This window comes from Bradyrhizobium sp. USDA 4452 (genome assembly GCF_054063575.1).
This window is the reverse complement of record NZ_JBSSGK010000001.1, coordinates 4,237,461-4,255,726: the sequence shown is the minus strand read 5'-3', so window position 1 is coordinate 4,255,726 and position 18,266 is coordinate 4,237,461. Positions and strand designations below refer to the sequence as shown.

16 protein-coding genes are annotated in these 18,266 nt (G+C 65.1%); 7 read left to right on the top strand and 9 right to left on the bottom strand.

Translation table 11 applies throughout. From position 1 onward, the window contains the following. Nucleotides 1-31: 31 nt before the first annotated feature. Nucleotides 32-2,782, top strand: coding sequence for a bifunctional acetate--CoA ligase family protein/GNAT family N-acetyltransferase (locus tag ACVISU_RS20400; RefSeq protein WP_456708099.1), 2,751 nt, complete (start codon nucleotides 32-34; stop codon nucleotides 2,780-2,782). 31 nt (nucleotides 2,783-2,813) lie between these two features. Here the strand turns inward: ACVISU_RS20400 and ACVISU_RS20395 are convergent, their stop codons facing one another. Genes ACVISU_RS20395 through sdhC form a run of 4 tightly spaced genes read right to left on the bottom strand, consistent with a single transcriptional unit; the run spans nucleotide 2,814 to nucleotide 6,250 of the window. Then, nucleotides 2,814-3,599, bottom strand: coding sequence for a succinate dehydrogenase iron-sulfur subunit (locus ACVISU_RS20395; protein WP_050402509.1), 786 nt, complete (start codon nucleotides 3,597-3,599; stop codon nucleotides 2,814-2,816). 18 nt (nucleotides 3,600-3,617) lie between these two features. Continuing rightward, on the bottom strand, nucleotides 3,618-5,459 hold the full coding sequence (gene sdhA, locus ACVISU_RS20390) for a succinate dehydrogenase flavoprotein subunit (RefSeq protein ID WP_456708098.1): 1,842 nt from the start codon (nucleotides 5,457-5,459) through the stop codon (nucleotides 3,618-3,620). Between the two features lie 3 nt (nucleotides 5,460-5,462). Beyond that, nucleotides 5,463-5,837, bottom strand: a complete 375-nt coding sequence (gene sdhD, locus ACVISU_RS20385) for a succinate dehydrogenase, hydrophobic membrane anchor protein (protein WP_083992366.1) — start codon at nucleotides 5,835-5,837, stop codon at nucleotides 5,463-5,465. A 14-nt stretch (nucleotides 5,838-5,851) separates the two neighbouring features. Then, nucleotides 5,852-6,250, bottom strand: a complete 399-nt coding sequence (gene sdhC / locus ACVISU_RS20380) for a succinate dehydrogenase, cytochrome b556 subunit (protein WP_050402512.1) — start codon at nucleotides 6,248-6,250, stop codon at nucleotides 5,852-5,854. Nucleotides 6,251-6,937: 687 nt separating this feature from the next. Here sdhC and ACVISU_RS20375 point away from each other — a divergent pair. After that, entirely contained in the window at nucleotides 6,938-7,795 is an 858-nt protein-coding gene (locus ACVISU_RS20375) for a sulfite exporter TauE/SafE family protein (protein ID WP_456708097.1), read from the top strand. A 150-nt stretch (nucleotides 7,796-7,945) separates the two neighbouring features. On the opposite strand, the gene ACVISU_RS20370 is transcribed toward ACVISU_RS20375, so the two are convergent. Next, nucleotides 7,946-9,472, bottom strand: a complete 1,527-nt coding sequence (locus ACVISU_RS20370; RefSeq protein ID WP_456708096.1) for a malonate--CoA ligase — start codon at nucleotides 9,470-9,472, stop codon at nucleotides 7,946-7,948. Nucleotides 9,473-9,559: 87 nt separating this feature from the next. Here ACVISU_RS20370 and ACVISU_RS20365 point away from each other — a divergent pair, with 87 nt between their 5' ends. Continuing rightward, a complete protein-coding gene (locus tag ACVISU_RS20365) occupies nucleotides 9,560-10,321 on the top strand; it encodes an SDR family oxidoreductase (RefSeq protein WP_456708095.1) in 762 nt (253 codons plus the stop codon). Between the two features lie 178 nt (nucleotides 10,322-10,499). Here ACVISU_RS20365 and ACVISU_RS20360 read toward each other — a convergent pair whose 3' ends face one another. Then, nucleotides 10,500-11,900, bottom strand: a complete 1,401-nt coding sequence (locus ACVISU_RS20360; RefSeq protein WP_456708094.1) for an MFS transporter — start codon at nucleotides 11,898-11,900, stop codon at nucleotides 10,500-10,502. Between the two features lie 329 nt (nucleotides 11,901-12,229). Between ACVISU_RS20360 and ACVISU_RS20355 the strand changes: the two genes are divergently transcribed. From ACVISU_RS20355 to ACVISU_RS20345, 3 genes are all read left to right on the top strand, one after another. Then, on the top strand, nucleotides 12,230-12,784 hold the full coding sequence (locus tag ACVISU_RS20355; RefSeq protein WP_456708093.1) for a fasciclin domain-containing protein: 555 nt from the start codon (nucleotides 12,230-12,232) through the stop codon (nucleotides 12,782-12,784). A gap of 181 nt (nucleotides 12,785-12,965) precedes the next feature. Beyond that, nucleotides 12,966-13,598, top strand: coding sequence for a cytochrome b/b6 domain-containing protein (locus tag ACVISU_RS20350; protein ID WP_050402518.1), 633 nt, complete (start codon nucleotides 12,966-12,968; stop codon nucleotides 13,596-13,598). Between the two features lie 11 nt (nucleotides 13,599-13,609). After that, nucleotides 13,610-14,395 (top strand): molybdopterin-binding protein, encoded by a 786-nt coding sequence (locus ACVISU_RS20345; protein WP_456708092.1) that lies wholly within the window; start codon nucleotides 13,610-13,612, stop codon nucleotides 14,393-14,395. 25 nt (nucleotides 14,396-14,420) lie between these two features. Here ACVISU_RS20345 and ACVISU_RS20340 read toward each other — a convergent pair whose 3' ends face one another. From ACVISU_RS20340 to ACVISU_RS20330, 3 genes are all read right to left on the bottom strand, one after another. Then, nucleotides 14,421-14,798 (bottom strand): hypothetical protein, encoded by a 378-nt coding sequence (locus ACVISU_RS20340; protein WP_157113696.1) that lies wholly within the window; start codon nucleotides 14,796-14,798, stop codon nucleotides 14,421-14,423. Next, nucleotides 14,782-15,987, bottom strand: a complete 1,206-nt coding sequence (locus ACVISU_RS20335) for a YbfB/YjiJ family MFS transporter (protein WP_456708091.1) — start codon at nucleotides 15,985-15,987, stop codon at nucleotides 14,782-14,784. The genes ACVISU_RS20340 and ACVISU_RS20335 overlap by 17 nt, the downstream gene beginning before the upstream one ends. A gap of 89 nt (nucleotides 15,988-16,076) precedes the next feature. Beyond that, complete coding sequence (locus tag ACVISU_RS20330) at nucleotides 16,077-16,940, bottom strand: EamA family transporter (protein ID WP_456708090.1); 864 nt, start codon at nucleotides 16,938-16,940, stop codon at nucleotides 16,077-16,079. A 150-nt stretch (nucleotides 16,941-17,090) separates the two neighbouring features. On the opposite strand from ACVISU_RS20330, the gene leuB reads away from it, so the two are divergent. Then, nucleotides 17,091-18,203 carry a 3-isopropylmalate dehydrogenase gene (leuB, locus tag ACVISU_RS20325; RefSeq protein ID WP_456708089.1) on the top strand — a complete coding sequence of 371 codons (1,113 nt, stop codon included), beginning with the start codon at nucleotides 17,091-17,093 and terminating at the stop codon, nucleotides 18,201-18,203. Nucleotides 18,204-18,266: the final 63 nt, after the last annotated feature.

The following is an 18,266-nucleotide window of genomic DNA, read 5'->3' as shown; positions in this document are numbered from 1 at the left end:
CGCATCCACGGGTTCCCTGCGAGACCTTGCAATGTCGACGTACGGCCTGGAGCGGCTATTTTCGCCTCGAAGCATCGCCATTGCCGGCGGCAGCCCCCGCCCGTCGTCGCTCGGCGCGGCGGTGCTGCGAAACCTCAAGGCGAGCGGCTTCGCCGGCAAGGTCGGCATCGTCAATCGGCACTATGCCGATGTTGACGGCGAGCCCACCGTTGCCGACCTGAAGTCGCTTCCGTTCGTTCCGGACCTCGTCGTCATCAGCGCACCGGCGGCGGCGATCCCGGAGATCGTCGCGGAGGCCGGGCTCGCCGGGGTTGCCGGTGCTGCGATCCTGTCGGCCGGTCTCGGCCATGGCGCAGGCTCGCTCGCGGAGATCGTGGAGCAGGCGGCGCGGCGTCACGGCATGCGCCTGCTCGGGCCGAATTGCCTCGGAATCATGGTGCCGCGTGCGAAGCTGAATGCGAGCTTCGCCTCGCATCAGCCGTCCGATGGCCATGTCGCACTGATCTCGCAGTCCGGTGCGGTCGCGTCGGCGATGATCGAGTGGGCGGCGGAACGGCGGCTCGGCTTCTCCGGCATCGCCTCGATCGGCGACCAGCTCGATGTCGACGTCGCCGACCTCCTGGATTATTTCGCGCTCGACGATCACACCGGCGCGATCCTGATCTACCTCGAAGCGGTGAAGGACGCGCGCAAGTTCATGTCGGCGGCGCGCGCCGCCGCACGCATGAAGCCGGTCGTCATCGTCAAGTCGGGCCGGATGGCGGAGGGAGCAAGGGCCGCCGCGACCCACACCGGGGCGCTGGCCGGCTCCGATGCGGTCTATGACGCCGCGTTCCGCCGCGCCGGCATGCTGCGGGTCTACGATCTTCGCCAGCTGTTCGATTGCGCCGAGCTGCTCGGCCGCGGCTTCGTGCCGCGCGGCAACCGGCTCGCGATCCTGACCAATGGCGGCGGGCTCGGCATCCTCGCCACCGATCGGCTGGCCGAGCTCGGCGGCGTTCCCGCGACGCTGACGGTTGAGACGATCGAGCGGCTCGACAAGATGCTGCCGCCGGGTTGGTCATGCGCCAATCCAGTCGACATCGCGGGCGATGCCGATGCTGCCCGCTACGTGGTGGCGCTCAACGCGCTGCTCGATGACCCGAACAGCGATGCGGTGCTGGTCGCGAATGTCGAGACGGCGGTGGCGCCGGCCGATGGCATTGCCGAGGCGGTGGCGCAATGCGTGCGTGAGCGTAGGACGAAGCGGAGTGCGGTGGCAGCACTGGTGCTTGCGGCGTGGGTCGGCGCCGATGAGCGCACCGGCGCGATCTTCGAGGCGGCGCGGATTCCGCACTTCCCGACCGAGGACGATGCGGTGCGCGCCTTCATGTATCTGGTGCGCTATCGCGAGGCCTCCACCGCGCTCGCCGCGACCCCGCCTGGCGTCGCATCGGTGTTCACGCCGGAGACGGCCGCGGCGCGGCACGTGGTCGTAAACGCGTTGTCGGAAGGGCGCGCCTGGCTCGATCCGGCCGAGATCGTCACTCTGTTCGAGGCCTATCGCATTCCGATCGTGACGACGGTCGTCGCCGACAATGCGGAGGACGCGGCCGAGAAGGCGGCGCCGTTCCTCGCCGAAGGGCATGCGATCGTGGTCAGGGTGTTCTCGCGCGACATCAGGCACGCGGCTGATGTCGGCGGCGTCATCCTCGACCTGCGCACCAGGGAAAGTGTCGTCGAGGCCGCCCGCACAGTCATGCAGCGGGCACGCAGCGCGCGGCCCGATGCCACCCTGCAAGGCGTGACGATCCAGCCGATGATCGTGCGGCGCGCGGCGCGCGAACTGATCCTCGGCATCGCCGACGATCCGACCTTCGGGCCGGTGATCGTGTTCGGCCGCGGCGGCCCTGCGGTCGAGGTGATCAACGACAAGGCGCTGGCGCTGCCGCCGCTCGACATGAATCTCGCTCGCGAGCTGGTCGGACGCACGCGTGTCTCGCGGCTGCTCGGTGGCTATGGCGATGTGCCCGCTGTTCCGGCCGATGTGGTGCCGCTCACTTTGGTCAAGCTGGCGCAGATGGCGGCCGACATTCCCGAGGTCGCCGGGCTCGACATCAATCCGATGCTGGCGGACGAGGCCGGTGTGCTTGCGCTCGATGCGCGGGTGGCGATCCGCAAGCCGGCGCGGCTGTTCGCCGGTCAAACCAGATTGGCGGTCAGGCCCTATCCGTCGCAATGGGAGGGCGAGCTTGCGCTGCGCGACGGCTCGCGCGTCGTGGTGCGGCCGATGCGGCCGGAGGACGAGCCGATGGTCGCCGAGTTCTTCAAGCGCGTCACCGCCGAAGATCTCAGGCTGCGCTTCTTCCACGCGATGAAGGAATTCTCGCACGCCTTCATCGCGCGCCTGACCCAGCTCGACTATGCGCGCGCGATGGCGTTTGTGGCGCTCGATCCGGCGACCGGCGAGATGATGGGAGCGGTCCGGCTGCATTCGGACTCGCTGTACGAAAACGCCGAATACGCGATCCTGCTGCAGTCCGATCTCAAGGGCAAAGGGCTCGGTTGGGCGCTGATGCAGCTCCTGATCCACTATGCGCGATCGGAGGGATTGAAGCGGCTGTCCGGCCAGGTGCTGACCGAGAACACCACGATGATCGGGATGTGCCGCGATCTCGGCTTCACCGTGACGATGGATCCGGAGGATCACAGCATCGTCGACGTCGTGCTCGATCTCCGCAAGCCGGGAGTCGAGGCGGTCGGCTCCGATATCCTGATCCGGGCTGGGGCGGCTGCCCGCTGATACCAGCAGCGGCAGCCGCGATCGGGTCGGATCAGATCTGGCGTTCGACCATCTTGAACTTGAGCTCGGCGATCGCTTCCGAGGGATTGAGGCCCTTCGGACACGCCTTGGCGCAGTTCATGATGGTGTGGCAGCGATAGAGGCGGAACGGATCCTCGAGATTGTCGAGCCGCTCGCCGGTCGCTTCGTCGCGGGAATCGGTGACCCAGCGCGTGGCCTGCAGCAGCGCGGCGGGACCGAGGAAGCGCTCGCTGTTCCACCAGTAGCTCGGGCAGGAGGTCGAGCAGCAGGCGCACAGGATGCACTCGTAGAGACCGTCGAGCTTCTCGCGGTCCTCGTGGCTCTGCCTCCACTCCTTCTGCGGCGTCGGCGTCGTGGTCTTCAGCCACGGCTCGATCGAGGCATACTGGGCGTAGAAATTGGTGAGGTCGGGGACGAGGTCCTTGACCACCGGCTGGTGCGGCAGCGGATTGACCTTGACCGCGCCGCCGGCGCCGACGTCGTGCATCGACTTGGTGCAGGCCAAGGTGTTCTGGCCGTCGATGTTCATCGCGCAGGAGCCGCAGACGCCTTCGCGGCATGAGCGTCGGAAGGTCAGCGTCGGGTCGATGTGGTTCTTGATCCAGATCAGGCCGTCCAGCACCATCGGACCGCAATCATGGGTGTCGACATAATAAGTGTCGACGCTCGGATTCTTGCCGTCGTCCGGGTTCCAGCGATACACCCGGAATTCGCGCGTCTCGGTGGCGCCGGCCGGCTTCGGCCAGGTCTTGCCGCCGGAAATCTTCGAATTCTTTGGAAGTGCGAATTCAACCATGCTTGCTCGCCTTCGTTCTCAGTAGACCCGCGCCTTCGGCGGGATGTACTGCACATCATTGGTCATCGTGTAGTCGTGGACCGGACGATAATCGATCGCGGTCTTGCCGGCCGGATCGATCCAGGTCAGCGTGTGCTTCATCCAGTTCTTGTCGTCGCGGGCCGAGAAGTCCTCGCGCGCATGCGCGCCGCGGCTTTCGGTGCGGTTCGCCGCCGAATCCATCGTCACGATCGCCTGCACGATCAGATTGTCGAACTCCAGCGTCTCGACCAGGTCGGAATTCCACACCAGCGAGCGGTCCGACACCGAGATGTCGCCGACGCCGCCATAGACCTTGTGAATCAGGTTCTGGCCTTCATGCAGCACGTCGCCGGTGCGGAACACCGCGCAATTGTTCTGCATCACATGCTGCATGCTGTCGCGCAGCTTCGCGGTCGGCGTGCCGCCGGAGGCGTGGCGGAAGCGATCGAGCCGGCCGAGTGCGAGGTCGGCCGAATCCTTCGGCAGCTCCGGCTGCTTGGCGTTCGCCGTCAGCTTGTCGGCAAGGCGCAGCGCCGCGGCGCGGCCGAACACCACGAGGTCGATCAGCGAGTTGGAGCCGAGGCGGTTGGCGCCGTGCACCGAGACGCAGGCGGCTTCGCCGATCGCCATCAGGCCCGGCACCACCGAATTGTCGTCGCCGTTGCGCTTGGTCAGCACCTCGGCGTGATAGTTGGTGGCGATGCCGCCCATGTTGTAGTGCACGGTCGGCACGATCGGGATCGGCTCGCGGGTGACGTCGACATTGGCGAAGATCTTCGCCGATTCGGAGATGCCCGGCAGCCGCTCGTGCAGCACCTTCGGATCGAGGTGGTCGAGGTGAAGGAAGATGTGATCCTTCTTCTTGCCGACGCCGCGGCCTTCGCGGATCTCGATCGTCATCGCGCGCGAGACGACGTCACGCGAGGCGAGGTCCTTGGCCGAAGGCGCATAGCGCTCCATGAAGCGCTCGCCCTCGGAATTGACGAGATAGCCGCCTTCGCCGCGCGCACCCTCCGTGACGAGACAGCCCGAGCCGTAGATGCCGGTCGGATGAAACTGGACGAACTCCATGTCCTGCAGCGGCAGTCCGGCGCGCAACACCATGCCGCCGCCGTCGCCGGTGCAGGTGTGCGCCGAGGTGCAGGAGGCATATGCGCGGCCATAGCCGCCGGTCGCGAGAATCGTGGTCTGGGCGCGGAAGCGATGCAGCGTGCCGTCATCGAGCTTGAGCGCGATCACGCCGCGGCAGACGCCCTGGTCGTCCATGATCAGGTCGATGGCGAAGAATTCGATGAAGAACTCGGCCGAGTGGCGCAGCGACTGGCCATACATCGTGTGCAGCATGGCGTGCCCGGTGCGGTCCGCGGCCGCGCAGGTGCGCTGGGCCTGGCCCTTGCCGTAGTCCATGGTCATGCCGCCGAACGGGCGCTGATAGATCTTGCCGTCCTCGGTGCGCGAGAACGGCACGCCCCAATGCTCGAGCTCGTAGACCGCGTCGGGCGCGTTGCGCACCATGTATTCGATCGCGTCCTGATCGCCGAGCCAGTCCGACCCCTTCACGGTGTCGTACATGTGCCAGCGCCAGTCGTCCGGATGCATGTTGCCAAGCGAGGCCGAGATGCCGCCCTGCGCCGCAACGGTGTGCGAGCGGGTCGGGAACACCTTGGTGATGCAGGCGGTGCGCAGGCCCGCTTCCGAGCAGCCGACCACGGCGCGCAGACCCGCGCCGCCGGCGCCGACCACGACGACGTCGTAGGTGTGGTCCTGGATCGGATAGGCCTTGCCATTGGTGGCCGGGCCACTGCCGTTGGTGGCCTTGCCGTTTCCTTCACCGGCCATGGGTTATACTCCCGACGACAATTTGAGGATTGCGTAGATCGAGGCCAATGCGACCGCGACGCAGAAGAAGTTGTTCGCCATCACGCTGGCGATCTTCAGCTTCTCGTTGTGGATGTAGTCTTCGATCACGACCTGCATGCCGATCTTCATGTGCCAGGTGCTGGCGACGATGAAGAGCAGCAGGATGATGGCGATCGGGATCGAGCCGAGGATCTGTGCCGCGCCGGCATGGTTGCGGCCGATCAGCATGATCACCACGACGATCACGGGAACGATCAGCAGCGTCATCGCTACCGCGGTAAGCCGCTGGCGCCAGAAATCGCCGGTGCCGGTGTGGGCGGAGCCGAGGCCGCGGACGCGCTCCAGCGGCGTGCGCATCGAAGAGGGGCCGCTCATCGTCCACCTCCAACCGCGTAGGCAATGATCCAGACCAGCACGGTCAGCGCGATGCCGGCGACCAGCGCGCCCCAGGTCAGAGCTTCGCGCTCATTGGCCTTGAAGCCGTAGCCGAGGTCCCAGACGAAATGCCGGATGCCGCTGCACAGATGGTGCATCAGCGCCCATGTGTAGCCGAACACGATCAGCTTGCCGATCGCGCTGCCGGTGAAGGCCTGGACGTTGGCATAGGCGGTCGGGCCGGAGGCGGCTGCGATCAGCCACCATGCGAGCAGCAGGGTGCCGAAATAGAGTGCCACACCTGTGGCGCGGTGGACGATGGACAGCGCCATCGTCAGCGTCCACCGGTAGGTCTGCAAATGGGGTGAAAGCGGTCGTTCGATCCTGGCGGTCATCGGCGGGCTTTATGGTGTGAGGGACCGCGGCCGGCCCATCGGGGAACGCGGTAGAGGAGTTCTATTTACGGAGTCGCACCCCGCCGCGCAACGGCCAAATAGCCTTCGGTCGAACCGAAGTTCATTGTTAGAGTTGCCGAATTCTGGTTGATCCGCAGTGTGGTATTCTATATGCAAGGTCGGTCGAACCAAAAAATGAATCATTGATCATTGTATCACTCAGCGAGTTGAAGGCGACGCGGAGGGGGGCGTGAGGCGTCGATTTGCCCCATTGTTCCACCGGATAATTGGCTGTTGCCCTGATCTTAGGCGCTGGTCCGCGTGACGGGCGAAACGCCAGCTGCACTGGAGTAGCTGGCGGCTCGCGGCCGAACGGCACGCCGCGACCGGCCACTGACGCGGCCAGACTGCAGATGTCGGCGCCGGCACGCGGACGATGCCGGCGCGATACCGCAGCGCATCAACCAACGTCTCCAGGCCATTCATCCAAAGCCGACCGGATATGCGGAATTCGCGATTCGCCTTCGTACCGTCGATAGGACGCACGCGAGATTTGCATGAGGTCCTGCGCAGTCGCGCCGATACTCCCGAACCTGAAAAGCGGTTATTGCTCGCGAGCGACAGTCGCGAGACGCCGCCGAAGCATCCGCTCTGGCGACACCAACCTGATGCTGCACGAAAAGGACAATGGCCGGCCTCGATCCCCGGGAGTTGCTCGAGCTTGCGCTGCTGCTGATCGCGGTCGGCGCGCTGTCCGGATTTCTCGCCGGGCTGTTCGGCATCGGCGGCGGCGCGATCCTGGTGCCGGTGTTCTACGAATGCTTTCGCCTCGCCGGCGTGCCGCTCGAAGTGCGGATGCCGCTCTGCATCGGTACCTCGCTCGCGATCATCATCCCGACCTCGCTGAGCTCGTTTCGCGCCCACTATCGCCGCGGCGCGGTCGACATGGAGATCCTGAAGCGCTGGTGGCTGCCGATCGTGATCGGCGTCGCCGCCGGCAGCGTCACCGCGCGCTTCGCCCCGGAGCGGCTGTTCAAGATCGTGTTCGTGCTGGTGGCCTGGTCGGCGGCGGCACGGCTGCTGCTGGCGCGCGAGACCTGGAAGTTCGGCGACGACGTGCCGAAGGGATTTCTGATGCGCGTCTACGGCTTCTTCGTCGGCCTGCTGTCGACACTGATGGGGATCGGCGGCGGCCTGTTCGCCAACCTCTTGATGACTTTCTATGGCCGGCCGATCCATCAGGCGGTCGCGACGTCGTCAGCGCTCGCGGTGCTGATCTCGATCCCCGGCGCGCTCGGCTACGTCTATGCCGGCTGGCCCGCCGCCGCGCGCTTTCCCGATGTTACGGCGCTGCAGCTGCCGTTCGCGCTCGGCTACGTCTCGCTGATCGGAGCGCTGCTGGTGATGCCTACCACGCTGGTCACCGCGCCGCTCGGCGTCAGGGTCGCGCACGCGCTGTCGAAGCGGGCGCTGGAGGTGGCGTTCGGGGCCTATCTCTTCATCGTCGGCGGACGGTTCGTGATCAGCCTGTTGGGCGGCGCATAACCTCCCCTTGAAAAGGGGAGGTCGCTTTGCTCGCCAGAGCAAAGCGGTGGGGATCTGCTCTCTCGGCTTGCAGCAGGTCTGCGGCTGACCCCCATCCCGACCTTCCCCCTTGCAGGGGGAAGGAGAAGACAGGCAGGCTGCGACACCGAGCTACTTCGCGTAAATATCCTTATACGTATCCCGCAAGATATTCTTCTGCACCTTGCCCATCGCGTTGCGCGGCAATTCGTCGACGACGAAGACGCGCTTGGGCATCTTGAATTTGGCGAGCCGCCCGTCGAGCGCCTTCAGCACCGAGGCCTCGCTGATATCGGCGCCCTTGTTGCAGACGAGGACGGCGGTGACGCCTTCGCCGAAATCGGCATGCGGCACGCCGATTACGGCGGATTCGATCACGCCGGGCATGGCGTCGATCTCGCTCTCGATCTCCTTCGGGTAGACGTTGAAGCCGCCGGAGATCACGAGATCCTTGCCGCGGCCGAGGATGTGGACGTAGCCCTTGTCGTCGATCTTGCCGAGGTCGCCGGTGATGAAGAAGCCGTCGGCGCGGAATTCGGCTTTGGTCTTCTCCGGCATCCGCCAATAGCCCTGGAACACGTTCGGGCCCTTGACCTCGATCATGCCGATGGTCTCCCGCGCGAGCTCCTTGCCGGTCTCGGGATCGGTGACCCGCACCGAAACGCCGGGTAGCGGGAAGCCGACCGCGCCGGGCACGCGGTCGCCGTCATAGGGATTCGACGTGTTCATGTTGGTTTCGGTCATGCCGTAGCGCTCGAGCACGGCGTGGCCGGTGCGCGCGGACCATTCGCGGTGGGTGTCGGCGAGCAGCGGCGCGGAGCCCGAGATGAACAGCCGCATGTGTTTGGTGGCGTCCTTGTTCAGGCCGGGGTTCTGCAACAGGCGGGTGTAGAAGGTCGGCACGCCCATCATCACGGTGGCGCGGGCCATCAGCTTCAGGATCGCGTCCGGATCGAACTTCGGCAGAAAGATCATCGAGGCGCGCGAGAACAGCGTCACGTTGCTCGCCACGAACAGGCCGTGGGTGTGATAGATCGGCAGCGCGTGGATCAGCACGTCCTTGTCGGTGAAGCGCCAGTAATCGACCAGCGAGTAGGAGTTCGACGCCAGATTGTCGTGCGACAGCATCGCGCCCTTGGAGCGGCCGGTGGTGCCCGACGTGTAGAGGATCGCGGCGAGGTCGTCATTGCCGCGCGGCACAGTGGCGAAGTCCTTCGGCGCCTTGTCGGCGGCCTCGGTCAGCGAGCCCTTGCCGGTGGGATCGAGCGTTTCGATCTTCGCCCCCACCTTGGCGGCGATCGCCTTGATGCCGTCCAGCTTGGACGGATCGCAGACCACCAGCGACGGCTCGGCGTCGGTGATGAAGTATTCGAGCTCGTTCAGCGTGTAGGCGGTGTTGAGCGGCAGATAGACGCCGCCGGCGCGCACGGTGGCGAGATAGAGCACCAGCGCCGAAACCGACTTCTCGGTCTGCGCCGCGACGCGGTCGCCCGGCTTGACGCCGCGCTCCACCAGCACGTTCGCCATCCGGCCCGCGCGCGCGATCAAATCGCCATAGGAGATGCGGCTGCCGTCGAGCTGCTCGATCGCGAGCCGATTGGGGTCGTCGAGGCCGTCGAACAGGCGGGAAAACAGGTTGGCGTTGGTGGTCGTGTTCATGCAACATCCCCTGAGGGGCGAAAGCGCCGGTAAAGGTCCGGCTGGATTAGCAAAAACGCCCTTCGGAAAGCAACGGAGACAGTTTGCATGACAAATAATGGGAAGCGCGTGGCCTGGGTCACCGGTGGCGGCACTGGAATCGGCGAATCCGGGGCGGAATTCCTGGCTGCGGACGGCTGGACCGTGGTGGTGTCCGGCCGTCGCAAGGAAGAGCTCGACCGCGTGGTGGCCAACATCGCGAAAAAGGGCGGCAAGGCCGAGGCGATCGCGCTCGATGTCAGCAACAAGACCGCCGTCAACAAGGCAGCTGAGGCGATCGTCGCCAAGCACGGCCGCATCGACCTTTTGGTCAATAGCGCCGGCATCAACGTGCCGAAGCGCAGCTGGGCCGACATGGAACTGGAGGGCTGGGACAAGCTGGTCGAGGTCAATCTCAACGGCGTGCTGTATTGCATGCGCGCCGTGCTGCCGGCGATGCGCAAGCAGCAGGACGGCTGCATCATCAACGTCGCCTCCTGGGCCGGCCGCCACGTCTCGAAGATGCCGGGTCCGGCCTACACCACGACCAAGCATGCGGTGCTGGCGCTGACCCATTCCTTCAACATGGACGAATGCGTCAACGGCCTGCGCGCCTGCTGCCTGTCGCCGGGCGAGGTCGCAACCCCGATTCTGAAGCAGCGGCCGGTGGTGCCGAGCGAGGCCGAGCAGGCCAAGATGCTGCAGCCGGAAGATTGCGGCCGCACCATCGCCTTCGTCGCCAGCATGCCGGCGCGGGTCTGCGTGAACGAGATCCTGATCAGCCCGACCCACAACCGCGGATTCATTCAGACGCCGGCGAACCGGGACTAGGTCTCCTCCTTCCCCCTGCAAGGGGAAAGGTCGGGATGGGGTCGGCCACAGGCGACACTGCTGGTGGAGAGAGCTGATCCCCACCCGCTTTGCTCTGCGAGCAAAGCGACCTCCCCTTTCCAAGGGGAGGTTGACTTACGTAGCCCGGATTTCGCTTCGCTCCATCCGGGCTACATGCTCACTCGCTGATCTCGTTCAGCTCCTTGCCGGTATGCTCCGGCACGCAAAAGAACACGCCGACCGCCATCGCGATCATCAGCACGGGGATGCAGAGGAACGCCAGCGCGAACGAGCCGGTGTGCTGCTGGAGCGCGATCGAGACGAACGGGAATAGCACGAAGCCGACGAAATAGGCGATCGCCCACACCACGCCGTTGGCGGCGCCGCGGATGCGGGTCGGGAAGATCTCCGCGGTCAGCGTCGTGCTCGGGCCCCAGAAGCCGAGGAAGCCGAGACACCAGAGCAGTCCGAACGTCCACAGCAGCACGCGATCCTCGGAATAAACCCAGAGCGTCATGAAGATCGCGCCCTCGATCAGGGTGATGATGAAGGTGCGGCGGCGGCCGATCTTGTCGATCAGCCAGCCGACCAGGCACAGGCCGAGGAAGCCGCACAGGCCATAAAACACGTAGAACAGGCTGTATTCGGCGGTCGACCAGTGTTTCTCGGTCGAGAGGTAAAGCGGCATCCAGGCGCCGACCGTGCCGTAGATGCAGGTCGAGGCGCAGGCCACGAACAGCGCGACCAATGTCGACGGCAGCACGTCGGGCATGAACACCTGGCGGATGCCGACTGACTTGGCCTTGCCGAACCAGGCGCTGTCATCGGCGCCCACCGTGCCGCCGCGCGCCAGCGTTTCCGAGATGCGCCGCTTGCGATCCTGCGACCGCACCCAATAGGGCGATTCCGGACAGGTGGAGCGGATATAGATCGCGAGCAGCGCGATCGCGCCGGGCACCATCACGGCGATACGCCAGCCGAAATTGGCGGCGACGAGGCCGGTGATCGCGCCGGCAAGCGTGGCGCCGATGCACCAAGCCGAGCGCGTGATGCTGATGACGCGGCCGCGCAGGCGGGCCGGCCAGGTCTCCGCCACCAGCATCGAGCCGAGCGACCATTCGCCGTTGAGTGCGAAGAACAACAGCGAGCGCGCGATCACGAACACCGTAAAGGTCGGCGAGAGCGCCGCGACCGGCATCAGAAGCGAGAACAGCGCGATGTTGACGGCGAGCAGCGTGCGGCGGCCGTAGCGGTCGGCGAGCCACGGCCAGAAATAGAGCCCGGCGATGCCGACGAACAGCGCGATCTGCATGCCCGAACGGTATTCCGGCAGGCTGAGCTGGAATTCCTTGATCACCATCGGCGAGATCAGCGCGAAGATCACGCCGTCCATGCCGTCGAAGCCCCAGCCGAGCGCGTTGGCGGTGGCGATGTGCCAATGGGTTTTCGTCAGCTCGGTGCTGCCGGCGACCGCGCGGTAGTTGGCGTATTGCAGATGTTTCTGCTCGAGCGGGCCGACGTCGCCGTCGGCATCGTTGACCACAGGCGCGGCGCGCCCGTCCGCCGTCATGCTGCTCATGATTGGCATCCCCACGACTGCCTGCGGCGAAGCCGCACCGCAATCTCAGGCTGAACCAATTGCACCATAGCGGCAAGCGAATTGCTCGCGGCAGCGCACGCGTCCATTCCGTTGAGTGGAATGCGTGGGCGCGCTGCGTAAAGCGCCGCATGTACGAAGCGCGGCCCGCCCGGTTTCAGGAATCACAAAGAGTTATTTCCGGAAACCGCCCGGAAAACCTGCCGTAGCTCAGGTCGACGACGACGCACACACCATCCAACCCGCGCCGTTGTTGCCCCTTCATCGCCGGCGAAACTGAGCCGGCCAGATTGCCCATCGGGAGACGAACCATGTCGAAGCGTATTGCCTATCTTGCCGCCGCCGCCTTCAGCGCGCTCGCGATCACCGCCACCGTCGTGGCGCCGGTCCGCGCCGAGGAGAAGACCGTGATGGTCGGTGGTGCCGCGATGTTCCCATCGAAGAACATCATTCAGAACGCCGTCAATTCGAAGGACCACACCACCCTCGTCGCCGCGGTGAAGGCCGCCGGTCTGGTTGGCACGCTGGAAGGCAAGGGGCCGTTCACGGTGTTCGCGCCGACCAACGCCGCGTTCGGCAAGCTGCCGGCCGGAACCGTCGACAATTTGGTCAAGCCCGAGAACAAGGCGACGCTGACCAAGATCCTCACCTACCATGTGGTGCCCGGCAAGCTCGAAGCCTCCGACCTCACCGACGGCAAGAAGCTGAAGACCGCCGAAGGCGAGGAACTGACCGTGAAGCACCAGGACGGCAAGGTCTGGATCGTCGATGCCAAGGGCGGCACCTCGATGGTGACGATCTCCAATGTCAACCAGTCGAACGGCGTGATCCACGTGGTCGACACCGTGCTGATGCCGGCGACGTAACACCCCGCGGCCCGATTTAGTCCCTGGACCGACCTGCAAGACAGTGAGCCGGAGCCTCGCTCCGGCTCGCATTTTTGTGACCGTGCGAACTGGCATATATCGAACTGATGATGCGCGACCCCGTAACGGACCGCCGGTTCCCGGCGTATAAGCCGGTAACGACCATAAGCAGAGACATTCCATGACGAGCCTTGCCGTCAGTGACCACCAGGCAGAGACCGCGGCGCCCGCGAAGGTGATTCAGCCGGTCTGGGTGCGGCTGGTGCACTGGATCAACGCGTTCGCGATGATCCTGATGATCATGTCCGGCTGGCAGATCTACAACGCCTCGCCGCTGTTCGGCTTCACCTTCTCGCACAGCATCACGCTCGGCGGCTGGCTCGGCGGCGCGCTGCTCTGGCACTTCGCGGCGATGTGGCTTTTGATGGTCAACGGCCTGATCTATCTGGCGCTCGGCTTCGCCACCGGCCGCTTCCGCAAGAAGCTGCTGCCGATCACCCCTGGCGGCGTGATTGCCGACACCAAGGCGGCGCTGACCTTCAAGCTCTCGCATGACGATCTCAGCAAGTACAATTCGGTGCAGAAGCTGCTCTATGCCGGCATCATTACCGTCGGCGTCGTCATCGTGCTGTCCGGCTTGTCGATGTGGAAGCCGGTGCAGTTGCATTGGCTGGTATCGCTGTTCGGCGGCTACGACATCGCGCGCTATGTCCACTTCACCTGCATGGCGCTGATCGTCGCCTTCCTGGTGATCCATGTTGCGCTCGCGCTGCTGGTGCCGAAGAGCCTGCGCGCCATGATCATCGGGCGCTGAGGGAGGGTGTGATGGGTCGTCTCAGAAAACTCCTGATCCCCGGCGTCGACAAGAAGCTGCTTGTGCGCGACGCAGTGAAGACGATGCCGGAGCTGACGCGCCGCCGCTTCATCACGGCCGGCACCAGCCTCGGCGCCTTGACGCTGTTGACCGGCTGCGACGTGGTCGATTCGTCGTCGGCGGAGGAATTGCTGAAGAAGGTCTCGAAGTTCAACGACGCGGTGCAGGCCTGGATGTTCAATCCGGATGCGCTGGCCCCGACCTTCCCCGAGAGCATGATCACCAAGCCGTTTCCGTTCAACGCCTATTACGATCTCGACGATGCGCCCGAGATCGCAGGCGCGGACTGGAAGCTCGAGGTGCGCGGGCTGGTCGAGAACAAGAAGTCGTGGACGCTCGACGAATTGTACAAGCTGCCGCAGGAGAAGCAGGTGACGCGCCACATCTGCGTCGAAGGCTGGAGCGCGATCGGCAGCTGGACCGGCACGCCGCTGCGCGATTTCCTCAAGCTGGTCGGTGCCGACACGCGCGCCAAATATGTCTGGTTCCAGTGCGCCGACAAGGACGGCTATAATTCACCTTTGGACATGCGTACCGCGCTGCATCCGCAGACCCAGATGACGTTCAAATTCGCCGACCAGATCCTGCCGCGCGCCTACGGCTTCCCGATGAAGATCAGGGTGCCGACCAAGCTCGGCTTCAAGAACCCGAAATACGTGCTCTCGATGGAAGTCACCAACGACTACAAGGGCGGCTACTGGGAAGACCAGGGCTACAACTCGTTCAGTGGGAACTGATGTCGCTCCTTGAAAGCCTCACGCGCTATCGATGCCGAGGGAGCTTGGTCAATTTCTGCAGGGCCTGTTGTGCAGATCGAACGACATCATGCCATGCGGGGTCATCGAGGATGGCCGCGTTGTCGTAATCATTTCCAGCTGGAGATTTGTGGGCGGCAAGCGTCTTGCCGAATTCGATTAGGATTGTCGCCTCGGCGGGCGATAGCCAGCCCTTTTTCTGACCTGCTTCTAATTCATCCGTATCAGGATATGAGCAGACGAACTCGACATACGACCAGTGCGGGTTCTTGTTGTTGGGATCGAGCCACGTCCGTCGCTGGAGATCGAGATTCCCGATCTCATCCAAGGATGACCACCAGATTTTCCGGACTAAGCGGCCGGTCTCTTCATTGGTGACGCTCACGCGCAGTTCCTCCGACGTCCAATTTCTTCTGAAACGCCGACAGCACCGCCCCCAACGCCAGCATCGCGGCCGAGACGTTCAGTGCAAACGACAGGCTGCCGACCGCGTCGGTGATGGCGCCGACTACGATCGGGCCGAGCGTCTGGCCGATGCCGAAGGCGATGGTCATCGCCGCGATTGCGGTCGGCCAGGCTTCCGGTGGGTAGTTGAGGCGCACGAAGGCGGTGGTCGAGCCGACCACGGCGAAGAACGCGACGCCGAACACCAGCGCCGAGATCGCGAGCAGCAGAGGCGAATGGCCGAAGATCGGCAGCGCCGCGCCGAGCGCGTTGACACCGAGGATGATGGTGGTCGCGAGCCCGCCGCGGTCGAGCGCCAGCACCCGCCGCCAGACCCATGGCGTCACGAACGCGCTGATGCCGATCAGGCTCCAGAACGCGCTCTGTGCGGCTGCGCCACCGCCGCCGTCGCGGACATAGGCGATCATGAAGGTCATGTAGGCGATGTAGCCGGCGCCGAACAGGAAGTAGGCGGTGAGGTAGATCAGGACCGGCGCGATGGCGAATTTGGTACGCACGATGCCGCCGGCGATCGCATCGGCGTGGAGTGGCGCCAACATCAGCGGCACGATCATGATCGCGGAGAGCAAGGTCATCGCCCACCACACGATCCACCATGAGCCGGCGCCAAAGCCCTGCAACACGAACGGCGCGATCAGGCCGGATGCCAGAATGCCGACGCCCGGCCCGGCATAGAACAGGCTGAGCAGGAAATTCGCGCGCTCCGGCCGTGATTGCGCGATGGTTGTTGCGAGCGCGCCGCCGCCGACGAAGCCGAACGCGGCGGCGAAGCCGGCCAGCAGGCGGGCGAAGCTCAGCACCGCGAAATTGCCTGATATGGCGCACAGCGCCAGCGAGAGCACGCAGGCCAGCGTCGACCAGCGCACCGACGCGGCCAGCCCGAAGCGCCGGATCAGGCGCGAGGCGAACAGCGCGCCGACCAGATAGCCGGCGGCATTGATCGTGTTCATGAAGCCGGCGGCCGAATACGACCAAGCCAGCTGCTCGCGCATGTCGGGCAGAACAAGCGAATAGGCGAAGCGGCCGATGCCGAGACCGACCGTCGGCGCGAGCGACAAAATCAGGATCAGCCGCGCGGGATGCGGGTAGGCTGGGGAGGGGGCTCTCACAATTCACTCCGGCAATATCGACATTGTGGCAGGCCGCGCCGGTCCTGCCCAGCGCCGTGGGCGGCAACACTGCCTTGCGGATCGGGCAATCAGGCGATCAGGACCAGCGCGACGCCGATCACGGTCAGCAGGGTTCCGGCGACGATCCGCGCGGTGATCTCGACATGCTTGAGCATGACGGCGCTCAGCGCCACGGTCACCAGCGGGTAGATCGCAGCGAGCGGCGCCACCAGCGTGATCGGGCCGTTGCGGACCGCGGCGAACAGGCTGAGCGCACTGAGCCCGTTGCTGATTCCGGTCAATGCAAACCAGAACCGGCCGTCACGCGGCGCCTGCACCATGAAGCTGCCCTTGCGGACGCGCTGCACCGTCAGCAACACCAGCGAGGACATGATGTAGCCAACCAGGCAGGCCCATAGCGGGCTCGGCCAGATCGCCAGCCCGAGCTTGGCAATCGGCGGCACGATGCCGCGCACCAGCGCGCTGGCAAGCGGCAGCAGCAGGGCCCAGCTGCGCCAATGACCGAGATCGCGCGGCCGGGTCACGGTAATGATCGCGGCACCGGCCACCGCGACCACGAGCCCGATCAGCTGTTGCGGTGCGAGCGGCTCGTGCAGCAGCACCACGGCGGCGGCGACCGCAAGCAGCGGCGCCAGATTGCCCAATGTCGAGGTGATGACAGGTCCAAGCGCCCGGTTCGAGGCGAAGGTGAGGAGCGTCAGCGAGGCTGGGAAGAACAGGCCGATCGCCATGAAGATCGGCAGGCCGCGCCAGACCATCGGCTCGCCATGCAGGATCAGCGGCGACAGCATGAGGAATAGCAGGGTGAAGGATGGCACGCTGATCGCTGCGCCCGACAGCGGTTCGACGGTACGCAGGCCAAGCTGCGCCAGCACGACGCCGGCACCGAGGAAAATGGCCGAGGCGAAGGCGTAGATAATGGCTGCGGTCATGAGGTCCGTCTTGTTGGCTTCTCTTGGGGCGCGGTTGGCTCTTTGCGGGTCATTTTGGCCCTGTCCGGGGTGCCTTGCCAATCGGTGCGGGGCGTTTTAGCACTCGCGCGGAATGATGGCGGGCATGCCCGATTGAGCGAGGTAACGACCATGGCGACCCATAAACTGCTGCTTCTCCCCGGCGACGGCATCGGCCCCGAAGTGATGGCCGAGGTGCAGCGCCTGATCGACTGGCTGAACGCGCAGGGCATCGCGAAATTCGAGACCGAGCAGGGCCTGGTCGGCGGCTCGGCCTATGACGCGCACAAGGTGTCGATCTCGGAAGCCGATATGGCCAAGGCCAATGCGGCCGACGCCGTGATCTTCGGCGCGGTCGGCGGTCCGAAGTGGGACAGCGTGCCCTACGAGGTGCGCCCCGAGGCCGGCCTGCTGCGGCTGCGCAAGGATCTCGGCCTGTTCGCCAACCTGCGTCCGGCGGTGTGCTATCCGGCGCTGGCGGATGCTTCGAGCCTGAAGCGCGAGGTGGTCGAGGGTCTCGACATCATGATCGTGCGCGAGCTCACCGGCGGCGTCTATTTCGGCGAGCCGAAGACCATCACCGATCTCGGCAATGGCCAGAAGCGCGCGATCGACACCCAGGTCTACGACACCTTCGAGATCGAGCGGATCGGCCGCGTCGCCTTCGAGCTGGCGCGCAAGCGCAAGAACAAGGTGACGTCGATGGAAAAGCGCAACGTCATGAAGTCCGGCGTGCTCTGGAACGAGGTCATGACCCAGCTCCATGCGCGCGAGTACAAGGACGTCACGCTGGAGCATCAGCTCGCCGATTCCGGCGGCATGAACCTCGTCAAGACGCCGAAGCAGTTCGACGTCATCGTGACCGACAATCTGTTCGGCGACATGCTGTCCGACATCGCCGCGATGCTCACGGGCTCGCTCGGCCTGCTGCCGTCGGCCTCGCTCGGCAAGGAGGACGCCAAGACCAAGGAGCGCAAGGCATTGTACGAGCCTGTGCACGGCTCGGCGCCCGACATTGCCGGCAAGGGCCTTGCCAATCCGATCGCGATGATCGCCTCGTTCGGCATGGCGCTGCGCTATTCCTTCGGCATGGGCGATCTCGCCGACAAGGTCGATGCCGCGATCGCCGCCGTGCTCGCCAGCGGCCTGCGCACCGCCGACATCAAGTCGGCCGGCACCACGTCCGTCAGCACGGCGCAGATGGGCGAAGCGATCCTGAAGGAATTGCAGAAGTTGCACGCGTAACGGCTCGCCCCGGAATGACGAAGCCCAAAACAAAAATGCCCGGCCGGAGCCGGGCATTTTCGT

What these genes read in the sequence shown, in the direction of transcription:
- ACVISU_RS20400 (WP_456708099.1), top strand. Translation starts at nt 32, where the DNA reads ATGTCGACGTACGGCCTGGAGCGGCTATTTTCGCCTCGAAGCATCGCC.
- ACVISU_RS20395 (WP_050402509.1), bottom strand. Translation starts at nt 3,599, where the DNA reads ATGGTTGAATTCGCACTTCCAAAGAATTCGAAGATTTCCGGCGGCAAG.
- sdhA (WP_456708098.1), bottom strand. Translation starts at nt 5,459, where the DNA reads ATGGCCGGTGAAGGAAACGGCAAGGCCACCAACGGCAGTGGCCCGGCC.
- sdhD (WP_083992366.1), bottom strand. Translation starts at nt 5,837, where the DNA reads ATGCGCACGCCGCTGGAGCGCGTCCGCGGCCTCGGCTCCGCCCACACC.
- sdhC (WP_050402512.1), bottom strand. Translation starts at nt 6,250, where the DNA reads ATGACCGCCAGGATCGAACGACCGCTTTCACCCCATTTGCAGACCTAC.
- ACVISU_RS20375 (WP_456708097.1), top strand. Translation starts at nt 6,938, where the DNA reads ATGGCCGGCCTCGATCCCCGGGAGTTGCTCGAGCTTGCGCTGCTGCTG.
- ACVISU_RS20370 (WP_456708096.1), bottom strand. Translation starts at nt 9,472, where the DNA reads ATGAACACGACCACCAACGCCAACCTGTTTTCCCGCCTGTTCGACGGC.
- ACVISU_RS20365 (WP_456708095.1), top strand. Translation starts at nt 9,560, where the DNA reads ATGACAAATAATGGGAAGCGCGTGGCCTGGGTCACCGGTGGCGGCACT.
- ACVISU_RS20360 (WP_456708094.1), bottom strand. Translation starts at nt 11,900, where the DNA reads ATGAGCAGCATGACGGCGGACGGGCGCGCCGCGCCTGTGGTCAACGAT.
- ACVISU_RS20355 (WP_456708093.1), top strand. Translation starts at nt 12,230, where the DNA reads ATGTCGAAGCGTATTGCCTATCTTGCCGCCGCCGCCTTCAGCGCGCTC.
- ACVISU_RS20350 (WP_050402518.1), top strand. Translation starts at nt 12,966, where the DNA reads ATGACGAGCCTTGCCGTCAGTGACCACCAGGCAGAGACCGCGGCGCCC.
- ACVISU_RS20345 (WP_456708092.1), top strand. Translation starts at nt 13,610, where the DNA reads ATGGGTCGTCTCAGAAAACTCCTGATCCCCGGCGTCGACAAGAAGCTG.
- ACVISU_RS20330 (WP_456708090.1), bottom strand. Translation starts at nt 16,940, where the DNA reads ATGACCGCAGCCATTATCTACGCCTTCGCCTCGGCCATTTTCCTCGGT.
- leuB (WP_456708089.1), top strand. Translation starts at nt 17,091, where the DNA reads ATGGCGACCCATAAACTGCTGCTTCTCCCCGGCGACGGCATCGGCCCC.